The organism is Synechococcus sp. WH 8016 (assembly GCF_000230675.1).
Taxonomy (GTDB): domain Bacteria; phylum Cyanobacteriota; class Cyanobacteriia; order PCC-6307; family Cyanobiaceae; genus Synechococcus_C.
On the sequence record NZ_AGIK01000001.1, the window covers coordinates 553,048 to 579,117 of the forward strand.

General features: G+C 55.7%; 18 protein-coding genes. 8 read left to right on the forward strand and 10 right to left on the reverse strand.

The genetic code is table 11. The features are described from left to right. Positions 1-598 precede the first annotated feature (598 nt). Both SYN8016DRAFT_RS02905 and SYN8016DRAFT_RS02910 read right to left on the reverse strand, forming a co-directional pair. A complete protein-coding gene (locus tag SYN8016DRAFT_RS02905) occupies positions 599-805 on the reverse strand; it encodes a Nif11-like leader peptide family RiPP precursor (protein ID WP_006852755.1) in 207 nt (68 codons plus the stop codon). 1,980 nt (positions 806-2,785) lie between these two features. After that, the gene (locus tag SYN8016DRAFT_RS02910; RefSeq protein ID WP_038013213.1) at positions 2,786-5,176 is read right to left on the reverse strand and encodes a DUF3854 domain-containing protein; all 2,391 of its coding nucleotides are present in this window, start codon (positions 5,174-5,176) and stop codon (positions 2,786-2,788) included. 479 nt (positions 5,177-5,655) lie between these two features. Between SYN8016DRAFT_RS02910 and SYN8016DRAFT_RS02920 the strand changes: the two genes are divergently transcribed. Continuing rightward, entirely contained in the window at positions 5,656-6,165 is a 510-nt protein-coding gene (locus SYN8016DRAFT_RS02920) for a hypothetical protein (RefSeq protein ID WP_006852758.1), read from the forward strand. A 314-nt stretch (positions 6,166-6,479) separates the two neighbouring features. Here SYN8016DRAFT_RS02920 and SYN8016DRAFT_RS02930 read toward each other — a convergent pair whose 3' ends face one another. Genes SYN8016DRAFT_RS02930 through SYN8016DRAFT_RS02940 form a run of 3 tightly spaced genes read right to left on the reverse strand, consistent with a single transcriptional unit; the run spans position 6,480 to position 8,057 of the window. Continuing rightward, complete coding sequence (locus SYN8016DRAFT_RS02930) at positions 6,480-7,334, reverse strand: DUF429 domain-containing protein (RefSeq protein ID WP_006852760.1); 855 nt, start codon at positions 7,332-7,334, stop codon at positions 6,480-6,482. After that, complete coding sequence (locus SYN8016DRAFT_RS02935) at positions 7,318-7,752, reverse strand: type II toxin-antitoxin system VapC family toxin (protein ID WP_006852761.1); 435 nt, start codon at positions 7,750-7,752, stop codon at positions 7,318-7,320. The genes SYN8016DRAFT_RS02930 and SYN8016DRAFT_RS02935 overlap by 17 nt, the downstream gene beginning before the upstream one ends. After that, on the reverse strand, positions 7,749-8,057 hold the full coding sequence (locus tag SYN8016DRAFT_RS02940; RefSeq protein ID WP_006852762.1) for an Arc family DNA-binding protein: 309 nt from the start codon (positions 8,055-8,057) through the stop codon (positions 7,749-7,751). The genes SYN8016DRAFT_RS02935 and SYN8016DRAFT_RS02940 overlap by 4 nt, the downstream gene beginning before the upstream one ends. A 265-nt stretch (positions 8,058-8,322) precedes the next feature. Between SYN8016DRAFT_RS02940 and SYN8016DRAFT_RS15245 the strand changes: the two genes are divergently transcribed. The 7 genes from SYN8016DRAFT_RS15245 to SYN8016DRAFT_RS02975 all read left to right on the forward strand — a co-directional run bounded on the left by SYN8016DRAFT_RS15245 (position 8,323) and on the right by SYN8016DRAFT_RS02975 (position 16,763). Further along, on the forward strand, positions 8,323-8,535 hold the full coding sequence (locus SYN8016DRAFT_RS15245; RefSeq protein WP_006852763.1) for a hypothetical protein: 213 nt from the start codon (positions 8,323-8,325) through the stop codon (positions 8,533-8,535). Between the two features lie 281 nt (positions 8,536-8,816). After that, on the forward strand, positions 8,817-11,567 hold the full coding sequence (locus SYN8016DRAFT_RS02950) for a Z1 domain-containing protein (protein WP_006852764.1): 2,751 nt from the start codon (positions 8,817-8,819) through the stop codon (positions 11,565-11,567). Next, on the forward strand, positions 11,567-12,580 hold the full coding sequence (locus SYN8016DRAFT_RS02955; RefSeq protein ID WP_006852765.1) for a PD-(D/E)XK motif protein: 1,014 nt from the start codon (positions 11,567-11,569) through the stop codon (positions 12,578-12,580). Before SYN8016DRAFT_RS02950 ends, SYN8016DRAFT_RS02955 begins: the two co-directional genes overlap by 1 nt. Continuing rightward, complete coding sequence (locus SYN8016DRAFT_RS02960; protein WP_006852766.1) at positions 12,577-14,487, forward strand: hypothetical protein; 1,911 nt, start codon at positions 12,577-12,579, stop codon at positions 14,485-14,487. The genes SYN8016DRAFT_RS02955 and SYN8016DRAFT_RS02960 overlap by 4 nt, the downstream gene beginning before the upstream one ends. Then, positions 14,484-15,404 carry a hypothetical protein gene (locus tag SYN8016DRAFT_RS02965; protein WP_006852767.1) on the forward strand — a complete coding sequence of 307 codons (921 nt, stop codon included), beginning with the start codon at positions 14,484-14,486 and terminating at the stop codon, positions 15,402-15,404. The genes SYN8016DRAFT_RS02960 and SYN8016DRAFT_RS02965 overlap by 4 nt, the downstream gene beginning before the upstream one ends. Continuing rightward, entirely contained in the window at positions 15,401-16,312 is a 912-nt protein-coding gene (locus SYN8016DRAFT_RS02970) for a hypothetical protein (RefSeq protein WP_006852768.1), read from the forward strand. The genes SYN8016DRAFT_RS02965 and SYN8016DRAFT_RS02970 overlap by 4 nt, the downstream gene beginning before the upstream one ends. Beyond that, the gene (locus SYN8016DRAFT_RS02975; RefSeq protein WP_006852769.1) at positions 16,305-16,763 is read left to right on the forward strand and encodes a very short patch repair endonuclease; all 459 of its coding nucleotides are present in this window, start codon (positions 16,305-16,307) and stop codon (positions 16,761-16,763) included. Before SYN8016DRAFT_RS02970 ends, SYN8016DRAFT_RS02975 begins: the two co-directional genes overlap by 8 nt. On the opposite strand, the gene SYN8016DRAFT_RS02980 is transcribed toward SYN8016DRAFT_RS02975, so the two are convergent. The 5 genes from SYN8016DRAFT_RS02980 to SYN8016DRAFT_RS03000 all read right to left on the reverse strand — a co-directional run bounded on the left by SYN8016DRAFT_RS02980 (position 16,760) and on the right by SYN8016DRAFT_RS03000 (position 26,066). Beyond that, positions 16,760-18,802, reverse strand: a complete 2,043-nt coding sequence (locus SYN8016DRAFT_RS02980; RefSeq protein WP_006852770.1) for a DNA cytosine methyltransferase — start codon at positions 18,800-18,802, stop codon at positions 16,760-16,762. The genes SYN8016DRAFT_RS02975 and SYN8016DRAFT_RS02980 overlap by 4 nt on opposite strands. Continuing rightward, positions 18,802-19,485 carry a DUF6339 family protein gene (locus tag SYN8016DRAFT_RS02985; protein WP_253909771.1) on the reverse strand — a complete coding sequence of 228 codons (684 nt, stop codon included), beginning with the start codon at positions 19,483-19,485 and terminating at the stop codon, positions 18,802-18,804. The genes SYN8016DRAFT_RS02980 and SYN8016DRAFT_RS02985 overlap by 1 nt, the downstream gene beginning before the upstream one ends. 29 nt (positions 19,486-19,514) lie before the next feature. Next, a complete protein-coding gene (locus SYN8016DRAFT_RS02990) occupies positions 19,515-20,543 on the reverse strand; it encodes a hypothetical protein (RefSeq protein WP_006852772.1) in 1,029 nt (342 codons plus the stop codon). Positions 20,544-20,546: 3 nt separating this feature from the next. After that, positions 20,547-22,496 (reverse strand): hypothetical protein, encoded by a 1,950-nt coding sequence (locus tag SYN8016DRAFT_RS02995; RefSeq protein ID WP_006852773.1) that lies wholly within the window; start codon positions 22,494-22,496, stop codon positions 20,547-20,549. A gap of 96 nt (positions 22,497-22,592) precedes the next feature. After that, positions 22,593-26,066, reverse strand: coding sequence for a TM0106 family RecB-like putative nuclease (locus tag SYN8016DRAFT_RS03000; RefSeq protein ID WP_006852774.1), 3,474 nt, complete (start codon positions 26,064-26,066; stop codon positions 22,593-22,595). Between the last annotated feature and the right edge of the window lie 4 nt (positions 26,067-26,070).

Consider the following 26,070-nt stretch of genomic DNA (forward strand, 5'->3'; position numbering starts at 1 on the left):
TTGGTTCAATCGTCCAGATGTTGCCGTCGTGTCTAGTTTGGCCTGTCCTTCGTTCTCTGAAACCCACTCTTCTTATCAAGGGCCAGATCCTGCGTACGTCGATGCTTTCCATGGGGCCTGGAAGACGGTCTGCTCTGCAGCCCAGTGCTCGTCCAACTCGCTTTGTTTCTCGGCGATTCAACGTTTGCAGTTGGTTCCAAACCGCGCTGATCTCTGGGCTATTTCTCGAGATTGTTTTCGACTTGATGAGTTCGTCGAGCTTTAACTCCTGGGTGACTGCCCAGGTCTCGCTCACATCGACTTCCGCAAGATCAAGAAACGACCCTCCCGCAATCAATCATTTGGGTTCACGTTGTGTGCTGGTAAGGTGCGAGGTTCCTAGTGCTAAATGCTGCAGAGCTTCCAAATTGTTCTGGATAAGCCTTATAAAAAACAATGTTGGTAGAATGCAATATTACTAAATTCAATACTTCGTGCTGACTTTACTCGTATGCGTATCAATTGATGCGACCAAGATCATGGATTGACGATGGCAATGATTAGGCAAGGTTATAATAATTGTTTTATAATATTATCCGCAAAGTTGATTTCGCGCCTATTACTCTAGCCACCACCCACGTCCTCCATTTTTTCCAAGTTCAGATACTGATTGTGCGTTTTTGATTAAGTCAATAGAGATGCTAAATCCTTCCTTTTTTGCAATATTAGCAATAGCATCGGCATTCGCTTCTGCTATAAGCATCTCTTGAAGTCTGGCATCGCTTTGGACTTTTTCCAGGAAGGCCTTGAGTTGCTCTTCTGACATCGGCTAACGGCAGTTCTTGACTATCTAGCACCGATTTCATTGAAAATGCCTCTCAATGAGATGGGCTAGGTTGTTCTTGTTGACGGGTAGGAAATCACTACCACTGCTTTAACTACTGTTCTTCCCTGTTCAAGCTGGTCTGCAACTAAGTCATATTGTCGTTAACCCCTTTCCTGAACATGTTGTAAGCGGCCTATGCGACCTCAAATGCTATGGCTCTTCTGGTGACTGCATCCCAGCAGATCAGTAGGCATTCCATCAGGGCTGACATTTGTACAAGGCCCACACCCTGGTCAACTGATTTCTACAACGCATTAAGTTAAAAATCTGTGCTCAGAGCAGGTGGTGTAGGGTAAATATCATAGCTCTTTGACTGAAAGCAAGTTGCAAGTTGTCTGAGTTTTGTCTGAGAAACCGTGAGCAGCTGTTTTATTCATGCGATACTTATTTATACCGATGCAAGGTGAATCTTCAGTTGTTTATTTAGGTCTATTTTTTTAATTCGCCATCATGATCATGGAAAGACTGCAAGCATCATCAGCTGCAAGAATTTGCGATCTCGAGATTGCGGAAGATCAAATTCTGAGGTCCCTTTCAGTTTGTCGCGCTCAACTAGATATGCTTCGGCAATCATCCTCTCCTGATACGCCAACATATCACTATACACACCACCGCGCTATTTCCAAGTAATGCCCTTGAATTTCTTTTTTCAAAGATGCTCCGTCTGCGATTTCTAGTTGCTAGTTTTTCTTTAAATCATCTCTTTTTTAGACGACTTTTCTCCGAATGGGGGTTTGCTGTTCAAAATATTGTTTGATAATTGTTTCTATACAACTGGTGATTTCAGTGACTCGTTTAGCCACCAGAATCCCAAGAGAAAACTGCCTTGATTCCACTTGCCTCAAGTGGGCGTCAGATGGCTCTTTGTCCGAGCTTGATCAAAGAACTCTTCTACTTCGTCTCTGTAACTCTGATCCTGAAATCAAGAAATCAGGGTTATGCGTTGTACCTGAACTTATCGAGATTGAGACGTTATGAGTCTCATCCGTCAGCCTAAGTACGGTGTTGTCATTATTAGCCTCGTATTTAAAAATCATGATTGACTTTGTTGATGATTAAAGACTAAGATTATACGTAGGCATGATTACGCATCTTCATTTGCTCAATCACTAAAGGAGATTTAAGAGTATGAATCACGTTAACGCTAGGTCTTATCTTCTGGATCTGCTTTTAGATCCATTGAAAGGTTGCAATGGCCTAAGCTCTTATCGAGATGAGTTGATCTGTCGTATCGATTCTATGTCGGAACATTATGTGCAAGAGCGCTTGGAGTATCTAGTACGGAGTCATTATCCTGGCACCTGATTTGAGTCGTATGTGTGGATGGTCTTTCTAATTTGACCTCAAATTTGACTATCGTTAGATATTCTTCTTTGTCGAATTTTTGAAGACCATTTATTGGCTATGCAAAAATATCATGCCAATTTTCATTTGCTTTCTGTTTTGAGGAAAGCTGAAAATGTTCTTATTTACTGGTCGATTCGTAATTGTGGCGACTGTTAATGTAGCACTGCTGTTCGCTGGACGATGTAGTCCCTCATAAAAAAGACCCCCAGGTGGGGATCTTTATGGTGTGAAGTGGAGGTCGTTGTGTACGACTCCTATCGATCGCGCTTAAGTCCAACGTAATTCTTTTTCGATCAGGCGTCGTAGTACTTGGTGAATTTCAACCCTTGTGCTCTGATGGCCCAGATCAACTGCAATGACTGAAGACATGGGTGAGTTGTGGTTTTGTTTTTGGGGACACTTTTGGGGACGGCTTTGGGGACAGTTCTGTAAGTCGCTCGTCTGATTAGGTATGAGATGAACGTGTGATCGCTTTATAAAAGCTCTTGGAGATTCTGCATTTGAGAATCTTTTGCTGATGGTCTGCGATCTGACATGACGGGGGTATAGAACTCCATGCCAGATCGACGACGGTCACTTTGAGTTGATGTCTATTGGCTCAATCATCCAGATCTTGCCATTGGCTCTTGTTTCTCCTGTCTTTTTCACTTGAAATCCCAGGACCTTGATCAAGGGCCAGATCTTGCGAACGTCTATGAAGTCCATCGGGCCTGGAAGTCGGTCTGGTCTGCATCCAAGTGCTCGTGCAACCCGCTTCACTCCTGAGCGATCCAAAGCTTGAAGTTGCCTCCAGACCGTGATGAGTTCTGGGCTGTTTCTAAAGACTGTTGTCGCCTTGATCAGATCGTCGAGTTGTAGCTCCTGTGCCACTTTCCAAGTCTCGCTCACATCGACTTCCGCAAGATCAAGAAACGACCCTCCCGCAATCAATCGTCTGGCCTCACGTCGCTCGCTGGCAAGATCCGAGGTTCCCAGCGCTAGGCGCTGCAGAGCTTCCATGCGAAAAGCATCTGCTGCTTCCAGCGATCGTTCTCTTCGGTCACTTTGTTTTGTCTGGGGTGATTCATTCACTTCCCCTTGCTGTCTTTCAAGTGCCTCGAGGTCACGAATGCGATAGCCCTCTTCCTGGAGCAGGCCATGAAGGCACCAACTGTTGTTGAAGCACTCGAAGTTGTTGCGGGCTTCGAGTTCGGCAACGGCTCTTTTGGTTGCTGGATGCCGATCTGCGAGTAACGCTGCGTAGTCATCAAGAGCCCCTGCCCTCATTCGTTCTTCCAGGGCCTTGGAGGCCTCTTTCGCAGTGGTTTCTTTGGTGATTCCGGCGGCCTCTGGCACGACCTTTGGTGCAAGCAGGATGCGTTGGCTGCTGTTTCGTGCTCGGTTCAGAGCCTGGATCACATCCTCTGCCTTCCAGCAATAGGCCTGAACGATTGCTGTCAGTGCTACTGGCGTTGCTGCCATGGAGATCCCGCATGACACCGCGGGGCTGAAGCCAATGCGTTTGTATTGCGGGCCTTCGCCTTCTGCATTGGCCATCAGACGAGGTACCCAAGGGTCGTCTCGACTCTCCTTCTCTCCGGTGATCCTTAGCTCCTCTGATGGTTGCGAGTCAGGAAGTGCATCAAGGCATCGGTGCAAGCCGGCGACTGTTCCATGCCCTAGCCAGAACCGTTGTTGGGCTTGAATCACATCGTTTAAGCGCAAGTTCAGGGTCCGTTCGTTGGTGGAGTTCGGAAGCCCCATGAACAGGTCGCGTTCACGGGTGAATGTGCTGTGGATCAGCAGCGGATCACAGCCTGTGATGCTTTTCAGCCAATTCAGCTCAATGTCGCCAACGAGGGCATCGGCCGCCCAGACATGAATGCAGTCCAGGGCGAGTAATCCCTCCAAGGCGTTCAGAGCCTTCGAGCGGATGCTGCGAAGCGCATCGGTGCCTCCCATGGTCCAGTTCGCGAGAACTTGGCTGATTTCATCAAGGACCAGCAGCGTCGGTCGTGGGTTGTCACGGAGTTCCCTGAGCCATTTCCAAAGGGTTTGTTCGCTCGAATCCTTGAAAGCGCTTTCACCGCAGCAGAACAAGCCATCCCGCATGGTTAGCCCTTCATGGAGGCCAGCCCTTTCTGCCGATTTGGGGGGCGCGCTGAGGTTCTTGACCCCGAACTCATGGGCTCCTTTATGCACCAATGAAGAACGGTGGTAGGCACCAAGGACGGTGAACTTGGTCTGAGCGTGGTCTTCTAAAGATTCAAGGGCCGCCAACATGGCCTTGGACTTCCCTGTTCCGGTCGCACCTTTCAAGACGATCACGCGATGCGTCTCGGCGACCTTCAACAGGTCATCAGCGTTGAACTCATCTTTGGTCTGATGGGTGGTCCAAGTGCCCTTGATGCGCCGGTAGTTGCTGTTGGTGGCGGATGTGGTGACGTAGGCATCCAGCCAACCCCGCAGCTCGCGCTTCGTTTCAGCGTCCGCCTTGATTAGGGCTGCGACGAAGTCATCGGTCTTGCCAGGTTTGTCCGGCAGCCAGCACCACCATCCGCCGTTGCGGGCTCCTTCACGCTCCATGCGCCGTGCCAGCTTCCTGGCTTGATGGATGGATTGGCTTTTGCTGGAGCCTGGGCAGTCGAAGCGAACAACGATCTTGCGGCCCTTCTTGGCAAGAAGCTTCAGAGCAGGCATGAGTCGGTCACTACGGCCTTTCTGATGCCAGCCATTGATGCCATTCACTCCCACTGCGAGCTGGCCGATCGAGCAAGCCGCCATCGCCTTCAGTGCTGATTCCTCAATCCAGACAGGCACCTCTGGTGTCTTGAAGATGAACAGCCAGGCTTGTTCGGGTGTGTAGGTCTCCGGTGTTGATGAGAATCCGTGCTCTCCAAGAAGAACTTGGGCGCCCTCAAAGCTCAAGGGCGGGAGCATGAGTCCTCGGTTGACTTCATCCCATCCCGTGGCATCAAGTTTCAAGCCTCTTGGTCCCGGCGTGCGCCGTGATGGATGAATTCGGTGGCCAACAAAAGCTGGAAAGTTCGTTGGCCAGCCTTGGCGATTTACTCCGACAGAAAACAGTGACCAACCCCCCTCAGCCTGATCAGTTCTTTTTCTCCAGAGTGAACAGTTGTTGGAGCGCGTTACACATTGCCCATGGGATGTTTCAGCATTCTTTCCTACCAACCATTGGTCGAGCCCAGTGGTGTAGACGTCTGCAGGTCCTATCTCAATCGCGTTTGTATGAAAGATCATTGGATCAATGCCATGATTTCTTAGGAGCTCCCCAACCGTTGGAAGAGGAAGGGCATTGGTGAGATTTTCCTTCAAGCGAGATCTAGCGACAACTACAAACTATCGGCGTTTATTATTAACTTCTTCTCGTTCTGCCGCAGGGTTGAAGTCACCTGCATCTAATTGCGATTCCTTGGAAGCCTGATGGAAAAGGCAATTGCACAATGACATCTTTTTCTCAGCTTCCTGGCGAACCATCAGAAGCTTTTGAGCAGCTTGTCCTCCATCGTGCCTTCGGACCGAGCCGACAGTTAAGTCAGACAGCGGATGTTGTGGGCTGTTCCGAATCGACCTTGCGCCGACGAGCAGAACAGTGGCAATGGGCTGAGCGGCTAGAGGCATATGACTCAAGCGTTTTGAAGAAGGTATCCGAAGCGCGAACCACTGAAGATCTCGCTCGCTACGCGCTGCGGCTCGAAACCTTCCGCCAGGAGCAGTTAGCACGGGCACGTTCGGTAGCAGAACGAGCGGACGAGCTGCTTGCCCTCGTCGAACGCAGCCTGAAACACCACCTCGAAGCCGGCACCGTCCTTCAGGGACGAGAGCTTCCTTCAGTAATGGCCGCTGCCTGCAAAGCCTTGGAAGGAGCCATGAACATTGAGGCAGCTGCTCTTGGTGTGGCAGCTTTTCTCGAGAATGAAGCATTGTCTATCAGCACAAAAAAGAGGCTTTAGAGGTACTGAATTCAACGCCGGTAGATTGACGTAGTGACTTAACTCAGATGTCTGAAACGCCTATTACCTGGATGCGCACTCGAGAATTAGCTTCTTATCTCGGAGTTCATCGCAACACCCTGGGGAACATGCTTCGGGAAGGTCTATTGCGCGAAGGTATACATCGCCGAAAGATCAATCCACTGGCTCCACGGGGTGAATTTCTCTGGAATCAAGAAGCCGTTTTGATGACTCTCGGCCGTCTTTGACTTCTCGAGTACTCACATAGGGATCAGATGTTCAGAAGCTTAGTTATGCCAGTGACTCTTATTGGCTTACACAGCCTCTCTTGTTTTGACCTCTTTTGGTATCCATATCGTGGCGGTGTCATCCCCCAAGCCGAAGGTTCGATCTGAGAGGTGTTCGATGCCGATCCAGGCGCAGATCAGGCCATTGAGCATGTTTTCCACGGGCTTGAGTGAAGCCAGTGTTGTCACCTCGGATGGCGCGGGGATGAAGTCCGGTATGCCGCTGATATGGGCCTCAAGTCCAGTTCTGATGGCCTGGAATTGACCCTGTAACCGTTCAATTCGCTCGGTGCGTGTCAGTTTTTCCGCTTTCCAGTACTGGCCTGAGCGGCTCACCTTGTAGGGCACGCGGTAGTCCCGCTTGAGCAAGGCCAGCAGGGCAACGTGGGGATAACACTCGATCAGGGCAGGGGCGGCCTGTTCGTTGCCGTTGGTGTGAAGGGGGTAGCCAAGGGCAGCGAAGTCGGCGCGCAGTTGATCGGCAATGGCGCCGGGGCGTTTGGCTGAGGGGCTGTGAACGGCGCAACCCTTGGGTCCGAACCGGCTCGAGATGGCGGTGTCTGCCGCCCGTCGACTGGTTATTGGTGTGGTCGCCAGGGGCATGTCGACCGACACGCAGCTCACCTCTGTTGCAGCGAGCTGTTGGGAGGCCTGGAGCAGTGCGGTTGGGTCTGGCCTGCTGCCCGTGGCCTTCTGCTCTGGATCCCAGCTTTGGCCGGATGCCTGGTCGATGAAAGCTGCGTAGCTGGGGGCGATGGCCAGGCAGCTCCATCCTGTAGCCGTGTTCTTCGCCAGGGCGACGCCGCTGGGCTGACGGGCCGTCCATGCCGCGTCAATGCCGAGGACGCAGATGCTCTTGCCCTGATCAGGGGTTTTGCCCATTCATCTCCCATGGATTGATCAACGACAGGCCGATGGCCTCGAAGTCAGCGGTGTTGCGGGTGGCCAGGTGTCCGTCATGGGCCAGAGCCGTCGCCGCGATCACGGCGTCGGCGGTGCTGATCGGCCTTCCCATGCTTTCGCGATGGCTCACCAGGGCCACGAACCACTGCGCTGCCGCGCTGTTGAACGGCAACACCTGCTGCTGGAAAACGGTGCCAAGAAGCGTTCCCCAGCCCTGCTGCAGTTGCTCTCTGCGTTGGGAGTCAGGCAGTCGCGCGATGCCCTGCAGGATCTCGGCTTCGTTCATGGCTGTGATCGCTACGTCCTGCGCGCTGAGCTGATTCGCCCAGGCCAGAACAGCGTCGGCTGGTTGCTGTCTCATCAGTTCCGACAGCACATTCGTGTCGAGAACAATCACGACTCAAGGCTCGGTGCTTTTGGCGTGTCGCTCCGTGATGGCAACTCCAATGCGACCCCCCCGAGCTGGGCAAAGTGGTTGTGAATGCGGGAGCCCAGGCCCTCGCTGGGCGCTTCTATATCAGCCGGTTTCACCACCTGGCGGAGGATCTGGCGCACCTCTTCCTCCATCGAGTGACCATGCGCGGCGGCGCGTTGCCGCAGGCGATCGCGCACGGCGTCGTCGAGGTTGCGGATCGTGAGGGTGGCCATGGGGCTGAAGTTGCCAGCAGTGCTGACATTGCTGTCAACGCTAGCGATGGTCATGGGCGGGGTCTGCCTGTGGTTCTGTTTGATCCATGCCCGGGGTGTCCCATGGGAAAGCTCCGCCGCAGGTGGTTAAAGGCATATCCCTCGCTCGAAGTCTTTCTCCCTCAAACGAGGGATACAGCGATCCATACGGATCCCTCAACTGAGGGAGATAAGAAGGGCCTGTGGCGTTCTTCGGAGCCTCTCAGAGAGATCTCCCCCGGATGAGGGATTCCAATCCCAGTCCATCGATGCAACCTGAAGGGAATGGTTCCTTTGTGCGATGGCTCCCACCCTTCTGTTCATCACCGGCGTTATGGCCGGCTTAATCGCTGGCTTCATCCTCACCTTCCCCACCAGCTTGCTAGCGATCCTGAAGGGATTGGCGATGACGATTCAGCAAACGGAGGCCGCCAAAAACATCGGCCAGATTCAGGCACAGGCTGTGGAGCTGCACCTGGGACTACCTGCACGGGCGACGCAGCTCTGGTTCTAGCCATAGTGGACCCTCTCAGGCAGCCGGCTCACCTGCAAGATAATCGGCACCTACGACAGACCCAAGTGTGACTCAGGCAGGGGCACAGCTATCTCTATCGCGATGGACAGGCCTGTGAGGAGTTGCGGGGGTTATGAAGATCCCGCATAATCAATAAGAGACGTTACTGGTGTCAATGAAAATATGTAGTCGATGAAATAACCTTGCAAGAGAATCGAAAAGCAGCGGTTCTTGATGCCTTAAAAATGTAAAAATTAATTTCTCAATTACACCGAAAAGCAATGGACGACATCAGCGGGATCGTCATCCAACTCAAGAACATGTTGAGAGCGGAACCGCTGGACATCAAGACGGCTGCTGAAAAGTTCAAAGAACAACTTGCCCCGATTCCAGATACATTTGCAGAGCGAGTAGACAGAGCAGCCGAAGAACTGGTTCGCCAAGAAACGCAGATAATTTCTTTTTACCCTGTACCACTTGTTACAGCTGCCAAACAGGGTCGATGGTACTTCGGCCCAGTAGACAATCAATCACCGAGCTGGCAGGCATACAGATCGCATCTTTCAGCCAAGGGTTGGAGTGAAGGGGTGATCAACTCTATTGATAGAGCATCCACAAAGATCACCAACGAGTTGCTATGTCCAACCGGGCCAAGAGAGGGGCGCTTCCAGGGTCTAGTGCTCGGATATGTACAGAGTGGCAAGACAGCCAGCATTGCAGCAACAATCGCGAAGGCCGCAGACAGCGGTTATCGCATGGTTATTGTTCTGTCAGGCATGACCAAGATTCTCAGGAAACAGACGCAGCTTCGTCTTTTATCAGATGTAGTCAACCACAATCCGTCTTTATGGCTTGAAGGAACGACCGTTGAGTGTGACTTCAAGCCTGGAAGCAGTCCGAAACTTCCAGTCGCGAGCAAAGGTAACTGCTCTCTTCTTGTAGTCAAAAAGAATGCAGCTGTTCTGAGAAGGCTGAAGAAAGCACTCAACAAACTCTCTGAGATCGAACGCAAGGGAATTCCGACACTAATGATCGATGATGAATGCGATCAAGCAAGCATTAATACAGCAGCACATCGAAGTTCAGTTACGCGGATCAACGGACTGATCCGGGATCTCTGTGAAAAGCTTCCTAGAGTCACTTACGTCGGCTACACAGCGACACCGTACGCGAATGTGCTGATGTCAGAAACCTCAGTTGATGGAAGCAGAGACCTTTATCCGAGTGAATTCATCATCTCCTTAGATGAACCCGAAGGCTACTTTGGAGCGAGAAGACTTTTCGGTGTCGACGTCGATGCGGAAAATGCGAATGAGCTTCCATATATCAGGAGAGTTCCTGCTAATGATCGAGAATACCTTCAACCACCTTCTCGGAGGGAACGTGAGATCTTTACCCCCCAAATGACTGCCAGCCTCGAGGATGCCTGCGACTGGTTCCTTCTGTCGCTAGCTGCTCGAATGGCTCGAGGACAAGAGCTTTCACATTGCTGCATGCTGATTCATACAACGATTTACGCAGGATGTCATCGAAGCATCCGTACGATGATTAGTCGGTCGTGGTTAATGCCTATGCGTGATGCTCTACTGAATAACGATAAAGGAAGACTCGGTCAGCTTAGAAATCTTTGGAACAGAGAAAGCTCAGTTCTCAGCGTAGAAAGAAGAAAAGAGCTGGATTGTCCAGATACCTTGGAAAATTTTGATGAACTGATTCCGTTCCTTTTTTCAGCAGCAGAAAGCATCTCAATGACTGTTGAAAACTCGGAAAGCGAATTGTCCGAACGACTCGATTTCAATTCAGGTCGTCCTGTACACACCATTGTGATTGGCGGCAATGTTCTGGCAAGAGGATTGACCATTGAGGGTCTTGTATGTAGCTATTTCATCCGCACAAGCTCGCAATACGACACGCTCATGCAGATGGGCCGATGGTTCGGCTATAGACGCGGCTTCGAGGATCTACCTCGCATTTGGATGACAAGGGAACTTGAGAGTGCATTCAGGGATCTGGTCAACGTTGAAGAAATGATCAGAGAAGAGATAGCAACCATCAGCCGTAAGGGGTGGACACCATCTGAGATGGCGGTAAGGGTGCCTCAGATCGCCGGATTGAGCATCACTGCCCGCAACAAGCTCGTGATGGAGAACCTGGAAGAATGCGATATCGGGTATTACGGAACGTACGAGCAGACCACCAGTTTTCCAGTTGACCGCAACTTTCACCACTCCAACTGGCATGCAGGTGTTGAATTGGTGAACGAAGTCATGGCCAATCGTAATATCAGCTTCAGCAAGGAACGTGCCTCATGTCTGTTCCGCGATGTTCCATATCGCTCGATCCTCCGATTCCTGCGTACCTACAGATTCGACCAAGAATCGATGACTAGTATTACTGAATTCCTGGAACGTGAAATCGACGCTGGCGAGGAAGCAATGGAGATTTGGAACTTAGGCGTTATAGGTAGTAGCAAAGGCAAACAAAGCAGCTTCGGAGTCATCAAGGATCATTCCTTAATCTCCCGCACAAAGGTTAATCCGAGTTACAAAAGTAGATTAGATGAGTCTTTGGATTTAGAGCTGAAGAGAGTGATCTACATCAAAGCATTGATGGGTGCGCGGGACATTTTGATTGACGTTGATCGCGATTCTTATCGTGAGTGGATGAAGACTGTCCCTGATCCTGACTTTGATCGCAAAAAGGATTCCTGGCGATCTATCATGAGATACAGAGATTACGCACTCGGTTGCAGGCCCCTTCTGCTTCTCTATCCAATTGACAAAGATTCGAAACCGGGAGGATGGAAATCCGACCAAAAAGCCAGTGAATCCGTCCGTCTGCCTCTGCTCCACGGTCTCCATTCAGAAGATGATCTTTCTGATGGACTGCTTGGGGTCGGAATTGTGTTTCCGGAAGTGACCACAAGCACCGCAAGGCATTTCCTCAAGGTCAAGCTCAACAGGGAGGTGGAGGGTGAGACTTTTGATGACGTTGATTATGAACTGATTGAACAACGTGAGGAGGAACAGTAATGATCCAGGAGATTAAAGAGATATGGGGTCAGATCAGGCAGAACCGTCCAGCTTCAGATGCGATCAGCGCACGCCCCCTTCCTGTCAGTGGTCTCGATCAGAACGATGTACTGCTTTGTATTACGCAAGACAGTAATGCTGGTCTCCTTCTCAGAAGCCAAGGTGGTAGTTCGCCCATGCCAAAGACTGGCTGTGGCCGGCTGATAGTGAGACGTGAGCAGTTACTGAGGGAGGGTTCGATACCGGACGATTACATCAGGATCGAATGTCTGGAATCAGACCTTGAGACTCCTTTCGCATTGCTGGCCAGCCAGGTTGTCAGGCATCTTGCATCCGGTGCGACAGCCACCAAGGCGTGCATGGAAGCAGTTCGCGAATTCCGTAGCCTGCTTTCTAAAGGTGGCGGCCTTCTTCCTTCTGAAGAAGAGATCCTTGGTCTGACCGGAGAACTCCTACTGCTCAGAAGGTTGGTCAACACCAGACCGCACCTCTGGGAGGGCTGGAACGGTCCTCTTGGATCGGCGCGTGATTACTCCTGGGGATCGGTCGATATCGAAGCCAAAGCATCAAGAATGGCTGGTGATTCAAAGCTCACTGTGAACGGGCTTGACCAGCTCCAACCGGAGGAAGGACGCGAGCTTCTCATTCACCATTCCGTTCTCACAGACAACCCCGCTGGATCGATTGATGTCCCTGGACTGGTTGATGAAATCAGGAATCAGATTGCTGACCCTGAAGCATTCGACACGAGACTGGTCAGCGCCGGATACCTCAGTGCGCAGAAAGAGCTCTGGCTCGAACATCGCTTCACCCTTCACGGATCCACCTTCTACAGGGTCTGTGATGGCTTTCCAAGGATCCGCAGGAGCGACTTCCCGGACGGCAATCTCCCTGCTGGTGTGTCCAAACTCCGATATGAAATCCTGCTTTCTAACTGCTCCGAATTTCGTCTTTCGACTTCAGAAGAGGAATCACTTCTTGCCGCTCTGACAGGACAAGTGGACGCGACATGACTCTGATACACCTTCATAGCGAACCCTTCAGCCGCGATGGCAACATTGCAGCGGATGGAGCAGCACGCCTCCTCGGTCAACCGGCACTCTCCCCTCTCGAGCTCGTCATCCGCGAGACCATTCAGAACAGTTGGGATGCATCACTCGAAATAAAAGGCACACCCCAATATTCAATCCGTATCCGCCATCTCAGCTCCTCTCAGATGGAGGCGATGCACTCTTTTTTCCAAGAGCTTCCACCTGATCAGGCCAATGAACCTATCGCAGGAGTTCTCCGTCGATTCCTGGACTCACCTGGACTTGTGATGGAGGTCTGCGATGCACGGACTCAGGGGCTGGATGGACCCACATCCGCCTCAAGAGCTCTTGTAGATGGCGAGTCAGCGAATTTCGTTAATTTCATCAGGAACATCGGCAGTGCAAGAGACGTTGCTCATGGTGGTGGGACTTACGGATTCGGTAAGTCATCCCTGTTCAAGATCAGCCGGTGTCAAACAGTTGTTGTCCATTCCGTTATCGCTACAGCGGATGGGCTTGAGCACCGCTTGATTGGCAAGGCTCTCGGCGCTGCGTTTGATCATGACGGTCGACGTTTCACCGGAAGGCACTGGTGGGGGGCAGCCGGTGAAGACGAAAGTGGTTCGGTGGATCCTGTTCTTAATGAAAGGGCGGAAGTAATCGCTTCTTCCCTCGGTTTCCAGAGCCGAACCACGCAAGAAGAGAGAGGAACCTCCCTGATGATCCTTGATCCGGATCTCGAGGAGTTCGACCCTTCCGGGGTTTTCGCGAACTCACCCTCAACAGAGATCCAGAACCACCTTGGAGCAAGGCTTCAGGACACGATCCTCTGGCACTGCTGGCCGAAATTCACCCGCCGTTCTGATGGGAGCCTGCCGATGGAATGCCGTCTGTCGATCCTGGGGGATGACTTCGCTCTACCGGACCCCGAGACCGTCTCGCCTCTCTTTCTGATGACCAAAGCTCTGGCGATGGCACGTGACAAGGAAGAGCTGATTCACTGCCAAAGACCGAAGAAACTTCTCGGTTTCTTCGGACAGAGCAGCGCATCGTTCGAGCTCGCTGCTGATGACCGCTTCCGTCGTCACCTTCGAGATACGGCACTGATCCCTGAGCGGCTCCATCATGTCGCTCTTCTTCGGCCGGCAGAGCTGGTCGTCCGCTACATGGAGGGCTCGATCAACGAAACTGAGCAGCGTCAGTGGGCCGGTGTCTTCATCACCGATATCGGTAAGAACGCCGAGGTGGAGAAGGCTTTCGCCATGTCTGAGCCACCGGCACATGATGACTGGCAACCGAAGGCGGCTCAAGCTCTGACGCCGCACCAACGGACCTACGTGAATGTTGCACTCAGACGGATACGGGAACGGATCAGCACCCTTTCAGGGAGCAACATCAGCCAGGGAGGTTTGCCTGGTGGTGAAGCCCGCAGTTCTCTTGCTGCCCTAGCCGGGGACATCGGGCGCTCCCTGATCGGTGCAGGCCCCGGCGGAGCGGATGGCAGCAGACCCAGCAGCAGCAGCGGTACTGGTGGTCGAAAAGCCGCTCTCCGTCTCGGATCACCGGTGTCGGAAGGAACAAGCCTCCGCGACGGTCAGCTTGTGGCACGCTTCAGGGTCCGTCTCACTGGCCAGAGTGATACCAGGCCGTCAATCACCTTCACACCATGGGTACAGATGGATGAGGGGGCCGGAGATCCTTTCGCTCCGAACGGAAAGTCACCCGAGGTGATCAGCGTTGAAATCGATGAAAACGAGGTGCCTCTGAGCGAAAAGGGATACATCTGTCAGGTGGCTCAAGGTGGCACGGATATTCAGGTTCTTGTGAGTATCCCGGATTATGTGGCAGTCGGCATAAGCCCGGAGATCGTCGCAGGAGATGAGGAATGAGCCGGATCGCTTTCCCCTATCCCACGCTGTTTCCTCATGTCCGTCAGCAGGGCTCCTGGGAAGCCTTCATCGACGGTAACCAGAGGCTTTTCAAAGATGGATCGGGGAGCTGGGACTACGACTCGGGGCTGGATGTCATCTGCCGATTTCCCTGGACAGCTGAAAGCTTGTTCGAGCAGGCGGAACTGACCCCACTGCTCGACAACGCCAGGCTTGCTCTGGTGATTTCCACGGGATCATCTGAAGGCACCGGCCGGCGTTTTGTGGCGACCGATCTGGCTGTGCGGGACTGTGCGGAGTGTGACGAAGGGGAGGGAACGATGCTCCGCATCAATCTTGAGTCGGCTCGCCTCTGCAACCGCATCAGAAGCTCTTTTTTTGTTTACAGCACCGGCGGAGAAATCGCCGGGATCAGACTTCTGGGTGGAAGCATCCTCTACAGAGAGGACGCCACACTGCAGCTTGAGGGGGATCTCGGCAGCTTCCCGATGCGATCCCTCGCCTTCCGCCCCCACAGCCTCGGAGACGGTCTGTGGCTCGTTGATTGTCATGCCGACAGCCCGGAAGATCCACTTATCTCCTCGGTTTCGTTGCTTCTCAACAGCGATCGACAGGTATTCATCGAACAACTGCAGAGCGAGGCAGAACAGACGGGCTTTCTGCGCTGGGCGGTTCGCGCTGATGTCATGGCAACGGTGCTGAGTTGGCTGCTGCTCAACGACGAATTCGGGTTCAACTTGGATCAGGAGTGGCCGGACGGCTCCGTCGGTGCCATCGCAACCGGATGGCTCATGAGCATGGGGGTGCAGGGTTGTTCGGCTCTGCAAAAGCTCACAGAGCAGATCAGGAGAGAGCCACACCGTTTCCGACAGCGTTGCCAGGCGGCCAGTGTTCTCTCGGCGACGGACTACCCATGACTCAGCTCATCCCGCAGATTCCGGCCGGGGTGGCTGAATCGCTTCTCTCTCAGCTTGCGCACTCCCGGTCCGCTGATCTTGATCCCGGCGATGAGCTCAGGATTCCGCAGGCCATCACCCAGCCGACGGGCGGCATGCCGATCACCGATGCGCTTCTGAAGGAACTTCGCGTCTCGATCGTCAGTTCTGCCCGTAACCATGGCTTTCCCGACAGCCGACCGACGAGCTTCCTGCGGTTCGAACTGGAGGTTGCCGAGGCGCTTGCAGCATGGTCACCACTGTGGATAGAGGAAGGGGCTCCAACAGGGGAAGCGCTGCGCAACGACTGCTGGACATTCATCACCATCGTGGTGCTTCCGGATGTTGCGCTATGGCGCTGGCCTTCGAAAGGAGGAGAGGACGGATCAGGAAGCCGCTCGTGGAAAGTGAGGATGTTGGGAGGTTCTCGCAACACCTTCCAGCGAATCTTCCGACGGGTGATGTGTCTTGATCGTGGAGCGGAGCACCCGGATCGCTGGGGACTGATTCGCGAGCTGCAGGAGGATGATTTCAGTGCGATCCTCGAACGACCTGGCCTGAGCAGCAACCGAGATGTTGCTGTCTGCCTTGGGGAGGAATTCCTTGCGATGAATCAGCGTCTCAGCCAGTTCAGCAAAGGAAATCGAGTGGATATCTACCGTCAGGCCACGAAGGCCATCCGTGCCTATGGCGTTGTGCAACCTCTAGATCTGCTCTCGACCGAACAGAGAGAAACCCTCATTCGTTCGGCGTTCCTGCGTTACGAAGGCGATTTGGCTGCTGCCGCTGAACTGCCCATTGGCTCCGAAACAGGCACTCAGGCCAAGCAGGAATTGACGAGGAAACAAGTGCGGAAAAGTTTTCTCAAACGGATTCTGGAAGGTGGTTGAAATTCATGTCCGCGAAACCACCATCACTGCGGCCCGCAGCCGCAACATGGCCGCGATCCGGGGACGGAACACATCTCCGGAGCTCAGGGTCCGCAGCCTTTTGCACGGCCTCGGCTACCGGTTCAGGTTGCACCGGCGTGATCTCCCCGGATCACCGGACATCGTTCTGCCGAGACACAGAACCGTTGTGTTCGTCCATGGCTGTTTCTGGCATCGGCACCCAGGTTGTCGCTACACCACGTCCCCGAAAACCCGGGCGGATTTCTGGGCCAATAAGTTTGAGCAGAACATGGAACGGGATGAACGCCAACAGCACCAGCTTCGTGAGATGGGCTGGTCCGTAATGGTCATCTGGGAGTGCGAACTGCGAGACCTGAAAACACTCACGCAACGACTGGAGAAGATCAGACGGACAAGCGGGCAGATATTTTCTGATCAGGTAGATAGCTAACCCACCTGCGCGCAGAGACCTGCGCAATACAGGGGACAGGGCCTTTCATCCGTCTCACGCGCCCCCTCACAGAAAGGTTTCGGTCCGCACCAACGATCAGCCACGACAACAGCTGAGCGGTAGATCCGGCCATCCTCATCCCCGCCGAGCACTAGACCGAGGTTCAGCTCACGGTGCTGACGAGAGAGCAGCTGCTCCGATTCATCGCTGCCGTTGATCCGACCCACCATCCGCCCCAGCCCGATGCTGCAGCTCCGGTCCGTCGTGATGCCGACCATTGCCAGGCATTGCCGGATCCTGTCCCGGCCGAGGCCCTTGAGATCGGTGCGAACCCATTCCCTCCATTCAAGGCCTTCCTTCAACTGGATTGCCACCTGCTGAAGAAGGTTCTCGTTCTTCTCGAGGTGAAGGCTGCGGAAGGTTCTGCGCCGGCTGGGTTCGGCATCGGCGAGGAACGACTCATGATCGGGCCAGCGCTGAAGCACCCGTTGCCAGAACTGCATCTGCCTCTGTACAGGCAGCTGGGTCACCAGCAGTTCCCCGAGGAACACCCTCCAAGCTTTCAGCTCCTCGGGAATCTCCACTCCGTTCTCCTTTTGCCGTGCCCATGGCTGTAGTGCCACGACACCTTCATCGCGATACCAGTCGAGGAGTTCCTGACGGATCGTCTCAGGTGATCGCCAGAGGACTTCTTCGGTGCGTTGCTTGATCGCATCCAGCATCGCTCTGCCCAGCACTTCCCCCACCAGTGGGGCCACCGCCTCCCCCACCTGGTGGAAACGGTTTGAAGGTGTGCCGTGGAAGCGGAAGCCATCAGGGAACGACTGCACCCTTGCCGCTTCCCGGATCGACAGGGTCCTGTTCTGCTGGGGGTGGATGTACCAGTAGCCGTCCTTCGCCATGTGAGCCGTCACCGTCAGACACGGCTCCTTCCCCTTGAGGATGTTGTATTTGTTGCTGAAGCTGCTCTCCCGGTCCTTTCTGTTCAGCAGCTTTCCTTCCCTCTTGGCGCGGCTGGTGACGGCATAACGGCGCTGTTCCTCACTCAGCTCGTGATAGCGGAGACCTGTATCACGCATCAGCTGGAAGGTTTCCAGATCATCGCCTCGCACCTTGCGGGTGATGTGGTCGTGCAGGACATCCCGATCAACGGGAAGCCAGCTACGCATCAGCTTCTGGTAAGCGTTGCCCGGGCCGCGGTAATCGCAGGTCTCGTTCCACTTCTCCCACCAGTCACCTTTCAGTTCCGGCAGATCGCCGATGGCCTCCTCCAGGCTCACCGCTTCTTCCAGGGAACTGCAGCTGGGTTCCGGCCAGACCAGCGGTGAGCAGTAGCTGTTGCCTTTCGCATTAGGCAGTCGGGTGCCAGCAATGAATAGCCGCGGCCGAAGCTGGGGAACGCCGTGTTCCCAGGCATGCACGAGGCGTGCATGCACCCGGTAGCCGGCGGCTTCAGCACGGCTGACAATTCCACGGAACACCTCCTGGTCACCCGTCTGGGCGATGTCAGGAACGTTCTCCATCAGGAAGGCACGCGGCATGACGCCCTCCACAACTGTGAGGAACGATTCCCACAGTTCGCGGCGGCCCTCGTTTAGCTCCTTGTGTTGTTCGATGACGTCATCGTCGTGCTTCCGCCAGCGGATGTTTCGGGAGAAGGGCTGACAAGGTGGCCCACCGGCTACGAGTGCAACTTCCCCACCGGCGTTGAGCTGGCGGCAGAGCTGCGCCAGCACCTCGGGGTCACTCAGATCGCACTGTTCCGAGCAGCCGCCGAAATGATGCCGGTGAGTCGCGATCGAGTCCGGCCGGATGTCGCAGGCCAGAACCACTTCGAAGCCGGCCCGGTGCAGGCCAAGGCTTAGACCTCCGGCACCGCTGAACAAATCCACCGCAAGCGGGGTATCCGCAGCGATCGAGCGCATGTAGCCGGGCAATTCATCAAGGCTGCAGCTGGCTTGATTCGGCTCGAGAACCTGTTCGGGCCCTTTCAAGGCCTTCAACCGATGCGGATCGTCCGGGATCAGGCTTTTCACCATCAGGCGTTGTTCCCCTCGTCGTTGCTTCGGATCAGGTCCGCGATCTCGCCTTCCTCCAGCAGGTCGAGACAGATCGATCCGCCGAGGCCGTTTAGGCGGCGGACTCCCGCACGAACCCTCAGATCAGGAAGATCCGCCAGTTCACCTGTGAGCACCCTGTTCACCGCCGGCAGCAGGCCGTATTCCCGGTCACTGATGCCGAGATGCAGCTCCTGGCTGGTGAACAGCCGCCTGACGAGATCGTAGTCCTCGCCTTCGGGGCCGATAAGCCTCTGAGCGGCGAAGAAGAGACGGGCGAAGGTGTTGCGGCCGTGGCCGTTGATCGAGGCGGTGCCCAGAAAACGAACCGCCGGCACCGGACGATGCCCTTTCCCGCTGAGGAATCCGTCCTCGGGATCGGCGGGTGCGCTTCCCCTCCATCGCCTCCACACCAGATCGTGATGGCGAACAAGGCAGAACCAGTGCCAGACGCGCATGTCGGTGGTCACCGATTCAGGCAAGTGTCGCAGGGCTCTGTGCAGTGGCTCCACTAGAGCGCCATCCATCGCGGACTCGCGGACATCACTGCTGAGCAGTTGCTCCAGTGCGGCATCGAAACCCGAGAGGTCCACCTCGGCATCCACCCGTTTCACCTCCAGCAGATGGGGATCGCGAAGCGCTTCCACAAGCCCCTGTTCACTCACCGGATGCACGAGCCGGAACAGATCGTTGCTCATGCCGCCTCCGCTTCGATGGCCGCCTCAGCCTCCGCCGCTGGGTGAACCTGCTGGGCATCGGCCATTGCCTCGGCAAGTGTCACCAGACGTGTCTCTTCCTGAATCAGTGCCGGCATCCTCAGCATCAGGCGCATGAATCCTCCCGGGCTGTGGAGTTCACGCACGAGCAGGGGAAGGGCGCTGTGGGCAGGCAGATCAGCGCCGGTTAGCCCCGGAGCGAACAGCCCGAGCAACCGGCTCTGCCAGCTGTTCATTGATGCGATCGCCTCTTCGGGATCGATGCTCCGGTCCTGATCCACGATGCGCTGCAGATCGGCGAGTGCTCCGGAGACAAACAGAGGCCAGACGCCTGAGCAGATCGCCATGAACACAGCATCACGCTGCAGCGCCGGACCGTTGCGGCGTCTGCCGCGGCTCATCAGCAGCCTCCGCAGGGGAGCCGAGACGTTGGCGTTGAGTTCAAGCACCGGCGGCTCGCCGGGCTGAAGCCGCCAGAGCTGCTGGCTCGCTCCACTGGGGAAGTCGGTCCAGCGCAGCTGGAACAGGGCTTCGCTCTTCGCACTTCTGCTTGTGAAGCGCACCGTATGAATGCGGCTGCGGCCGACGATCTGTCCCTTCTTGTCGGCGAACCCTTCGCTTGGCTCTTCCGCTGCTGCCGTACGGACCAGAAGAGCTTCGGCTCGGATCTCCTCTCCATCAAGAAGAGCTGAGAAATCATGCTCGGCGAACCACAGTCCGAGGCCGTCATCCTCAAGCGGCACCACGATTCTGCGACCGGTTGATCTGCTGATCAGGCGGCAGATGAAGCGAGCGGGGGGCTGCTTCTGTTCCTCAGCAGGGAAACAGTCTTCCCAGCCCCATGGCGGTGTCAGCAGGATCTCCAGACGGACGGCTTCTGTCGCACTGCTGAAACGGAAGGTGACCGCGTTGCTCACCTCCTGAATCACCTCTTCGGAAATGCTTTCCGGAGCGGTGACGCGGAAGGCGCCATCCAGGTCGACTGTCTTCCAGGGAAGGAATTCCATGGCTCAACCCCCCTGCCGGAAACCGGCCAGTGTCGGGTCAACGCCCGCCGGTGGCCGGACCAGACAGCGGAACGGGAGTGTGCCGAAGCCTGAGCTCACCGAGAAGACGAAGCGCCTTGCATCGGAATCATCAAGGCTCACTTCGCTGACGGAGCCCATCAGTTCGAGGTCGCTGATTCTCCAGGCCTCTCCCTTGCCGGAATCGGCCAGGCTGCTGAAGCTGAGGCCTGCGGTGGCGCTTGCCTCTCCCTTGCCATGGCGGATCAGCTCACCCTGGAGCGACCACCCTTCCCGTGATGGATCAAAGCAGCATCCATCTCTGTCCAGAACGATTTCCAGTCGCGGTCGTTCGCCGCGTTTCTGCTCCGAAGGCGAGCTGACAGCCCGGCCGAGATTGAGCATCCGTGCCAGCAGTTCGGGGCCTTCATCCGGTGACGGTTCATCTGCAATCAGCAGTTTCTGGATCACCAGCTGCCGCAGCTCCGAGCGAAGGCCCCTCAGTCGCCCGGCCGATCCACGCCAGTCGTAGCTCTCCCTAAGACGCCGGGTCGTCGGCAGCCAGTCGTCATGGGTGACGGGCTCCGCAGCCCGGAAGTACTCCTCCACATCCGCCGGCACTGCGCTCTGAGCATCCATGGCTGCGGAAGCCGGGATGTGCTGAATGGCATTGCCCACCAGTGCAGCTGCGCAGTAGGCACCTCCATCGTTCAGACGGTTTCCGTCGACATAGTCGACGACCATGCCCGCGCCGCGGATCAGAGCGATGGTGGATCGGCAGGGCAGGCAGCCTTCGGTCGGGCTGACTCTGGTCACACCGAGGCGGATGGTGGTTTCCGCGGGCTTATGCAGCAGGTCAGGCCGATCCTCAGGGTGGATTCTCCTGGGGAGGGGAAACCCGGTCAGATCCAGAGCGGCGGAGTCTCCGGGTTCCAGGGCGGCAACGGTGCCAGGTTCGGTCCGGCTGGCGGCGAGGAAGGGGGCCCAGACGCCGTTCACTTCGGCACGGCACACATGGCTCGGATGTGTTTCTCCGCTGCGGAAGACACGGGCCTGAACCTCGAGGCGCCCCCAGCTGATCGCTGGCCAGAACCATTTCGCTGCAGCATCGGTCAGGTCTGCGCAGAGCTCCTCAGGATCACGGATGCCGAGTTCTCCGGTGTCCTCCCGATCCGGTTCATGGAAGGCGGGAATCAGCAGGGTCGTTCCGCTTCCGCTGAGCCCGGCCCGGTCCAGTTTCAGATCGATACATGCTTCCTCCGATCTCCAGTCAGACAGAGCCACATCGATTCCGTCGCGGAGACCGGGTGAGCCGAGATAGGCCCCATCCAGAAATGAAGCTCCGTCGAGCTCATGGGCCGGGATCTCGCTTCGCCCGAACACCCTCAGGCCTTCCTGTTCCCTGCCATGCACGCGCGAGGAGAACAGAACCGTGAGCAGGCGGGAATGCATCCAGCTCACCGCCTTGCCGAGCCCGAAGCTCCCACCTCGCCCGGTGTCGTTGCCCGTGGAGAAATTTTGAATGCAGAGGCGGCGGAAGTTGCCGGCCTCATCCCAGTCATCACCCGACAGCCCTTCAGTGCCGCTGTCGCTGATGCGCAGGCAGACGAGCGTGTCGGCTGCCATGGCCTGGACCCCTGCCCTGAGAGTGAGCGCAGCGCCACTGAGCCCGCTCACCGCTTCCATATGTGGACTCAGGCCATCCCAGTTCGCGGCTCTAAGGAATGCTTCGCGCTCTTCGCCCTTCAGCAGCAGCAGGTCGAAATAGACGGATGCTTTTTGAGAGCCGGTGCGCTGATCGCAGCTGTTTTGGCAGATCTCCCGGACAAGCGTTTCAAGAAGGGGCCTGCGCCTCTGAGTGCTTCCCGTCTCGAACAGTTCGGCCGCAGTGCTCCCGCCGCTGGCACGGCCCTGACCCAGTGCCGGAGTCGATACCCACTTAAATGGTGCCGGCATGAAGCTTTTCAGGCGTGGTGGCACTGTATCTGGTGTCTGCAAATTTTAAAGATCAGATGTACTCCTGTCACCGGTTATTGCCCCTGCTGTATCAGCTCAGTTCATCAATGTGCAGAGCCGATTGATCTGCTCGGCCTCCGCCACCGTGTTGGCAACACCACTGGCCAGGCCAGGTGATCCCACTACGACCGAGAGGCACTGAGCTCGGCTGATCGCCACATTCAGGCGGTTGGGCTCGAGCAGGAAGCCAACCCCGCGCGGGGCGTCATCACCAGTGCTAGCCGTGAGCGAGTGAATGGCTACTGGGGCCTCCTGGCCCTGGAATTTGTCCACCGTGCCCACCCGAGCTCGGCCGTGCAACCGTTGTTGCAGCCGGTTCACCTGCACGTTGTAAGGGGCTGTCACCAGGATTGTGTTGGCATCGAGCACGCCTTCTTCTGTGCGGTTACCGCGGGCGATGGCGTAACGGCTGCCCAGCAGCGCACAGACCAGCTGCTCGATCCGATCGATCTCTTCTGGAGCATGCACGCTTCTGCCGCTATGCCCTACCGCCTCAAACACCAGGCCTTGCGCCGGGTATGGCTCACCATCGCTGCCCTGGCAGGCAATGGGCGAGACAATTCGGTTCGCATAATTATCAGGGTGGGCTCGGAGACGGTCTTCGTAAAAGAGTTCGCTCACCATTGATGTGAGCCTCGGTTCCATCCGCCAACAAGTAGGCAAGAACACTCCACGATCGTTGGGCACCACGGCTTGTCCTTCGCCCATCAGGTAATCCAGGCAGCTTTGGCCGGCATCCCCCGGGTGATCCGCTTTTGAGGGTTGCGCCAACTGCTGTTGGTCGCCCACCAGCAGGATCGACTGCGCACACCGTGCCATGGCCAGCAGATTGGCGAGTGACAGCTGGCCTGCTTCATCTACCACCAGCAAATCGAACTCCGAGGCAAGCTCTGGCAGGCAGAGCTTCCAGGCTGTTCCTCCCACGACCCGTTCAATTCCGTTCAGCTTTTTGGGTGCAATGCAGGCAATGCCCTGGTCGTTGAGTTCTTTTTCCCTGCTGCCGGTCTTGACGATCTGAGCATCGGAACCTGAACCCTCCAGTGCTTCTTTGGTCTTCAGCAGCAAGCTGTTGATGGCGGCATTGCCGTTGGAGCTCACTGCAATGCGCTGGCCTTGTTCAACAAGCTGAGCAATTAGTTGGCTGGTCACCGTTGATTTGCCTGTGCCGGGTGGCCCTTGCAGCGTCACGGTAATGCCGTTGTGCTGGCCAAAAAACCGAGCAAGTTCGCTTGCAACCTGATTGGGGTTGCCATTGATTGCGCTGTTCACGTCTTCCAGCTCGGGGAGAGCGCTTCGCTCGAGGATCTGCACCATTGCTGGTGAAAGCGACTGCGAGCCTTCCAGCCATGCCAGGGATTGTTCTTCCAGACTGTCCAACACTGCTTCCGATGGCAGCGATGGTGTTTTGATCAACGGTGTTGGGCCTTTGGGGATCGGCGGATCAAAGCCATTGGCCCGTCGTTTGTCGCGGCTGCTCCATGGATCTTTCAAAGTGATCGATCCTGCAGATTCGTTCAGGTCGTCGATCACCAGCTGCAGGCCTGTTTCGGCAAACTCCACTTTTTGCGGGAACCCCCCTGGTTTCCACTTGAACTTCAGCAGCTGGTTTGGGTCAAAGCGGAAGTGGTGGTAGTCAGCACCGGCCCGCGCACTTTCTTGAGCCGCGGTGCTCACCCATTGCGCATCGGCGACGGCTTCTCCTTCATCGCTCAGGTCGCTGGGGTTGGTGAGGGCTTGTTCCCGCCGATCGAAGAACGCCCACCAAGCCACATTGTTTTCGCGGATGTGGAAGGGCAGCAGCTGCGCCACGAGTTCATGGGCGTTCCAGCTGAGTTGAAGCGGGCTCAGCCCCACACGCTCGGACGGTTCAGCAGGGATTTGGGCCAGGAGTTGTTCGCTGAGCTGCTCGAGTGGCTTCAGCTCCCGTGGCTCGGCGTTCTCCGTTGCTTTCGAATCAACGAAGTGATCGGGCAAGCCTTGCTGTTGGCGGAGATCGCACAACCAGTCGTGGAGATAGGTCGTCGATTCACAGTCTTCTTCGTTGTAGTTCTCGATAGAAAGAAGTTGTGGGCTGCCATCCGGTTCATGGCCTGGACACGCTGGCTCGCCTGAGTCGATCCATCGTTGGTAGGCGACCACTGAATCGCCTGCGTTGGTGACACCTGCCTGGCGTGCACCCATGTAGAGGTGCTCCACCGATTTGATCGAATAGTTCGGTTCCCCCAGCACAATTGCGTGCTTAACGATCGGGCGAAGATCCACTAGCACGTTCTTGCTCAGCCATTCGCTGATTTCGCGTTCGCGTGTGGCGTGCTGTTGCGACAGGCGCCGCATCGCTGATTTTTCGTAGTCGGCGTAGTGATAAATCCGCAGGCCGGGGTGTTGACGCCTGCGTTCTTCGACCCAATCCACCCATGCCTGGAACGCTGTTTTTTCCTCGACCGGTGAATGAGCCCACCAGGCTTTGAACTGGGGTGTTTTGTCTTCCCTGTCGCGATAACAGGCACCAAACAGGTATTCGAGCTTGGTGCCGAGCACCGGGTCATGGAATCCTTCCATGTCGAACCAGATGTCACCTGCATTGGCTGCCGGCAGTGCGTACAACCCTTTCCCTTCAATCAATGATCTGAGGCGATAGGCCGGTCGCCCTTTTGCGTCTTTGGGGGAGCACTGCACTTCGGCTTGCTCCTGCAGCCGTTTGAAAATTCTTGGATCCAGTTGGGGGATCTCTGCGTTCTCTGGGCTATTGGCGAGTTGATCAATGCTGGTGATTCCTGCCGCGCGCAGTTTCTGCCGTTGGCTCTCTCGCATGTCTGCCACAAGGATCAGATCGCGCTGGCCCATGAGCCGTTCTTCGATGAATGCCGACCAGCTGCCGTGGTCTCCCCGCTCGTCTTCAGGAATGGCATGCGGATCGAAGGACTCGAGAAACTCTTCGTAGCGATCTCTCAGTTGCTGATACCAGGCCCAGAAGTCCTTCGTTCGGAATTTCTTGAACGTGGCGCCACCTAGATACAGCTCGAATTCTTCTGGCCTGTTGCCGAGATGCGGAGTGAGCAACTCGCAGTAGGCCAACGCTTGAACCAGAAAAGTGGTTTTGGGCTTGCTGGCTAGCTTGCATTCGATTGGGATGTAGCTCCAGCTGCCAAGCGATGAGGGTTGTTCTATGCGCTTGAGCAGGTCGGCACTGCCGCGCATGGAGTTATTGCGCAGTGATGCCTGGTGGATGTACTCCACCCCTCGGTGCATGGCGTCTTGCGTGGCGTCGTAATCGGCGTCTGATTGTTTTCCAAACAGTCGCGCGATGCTGTGGCCATTGGCCTTAAGTCTTTCCAGCAGCACTTCTTCATGGCGTGCTCCGTCTGATCGGAGTTGTTTCTCCAGTTCGCTCGGCTCTGGTTTGCTTGCCTCAAAAAGCTTGTGCGCCTGCAGCTCCTCCCACCAGGCTCCGATCACTGGGCTGATGCTGAACAGCGACAGCTGGCTGGGAGTGATCAGGCGGGTGGACATGCTC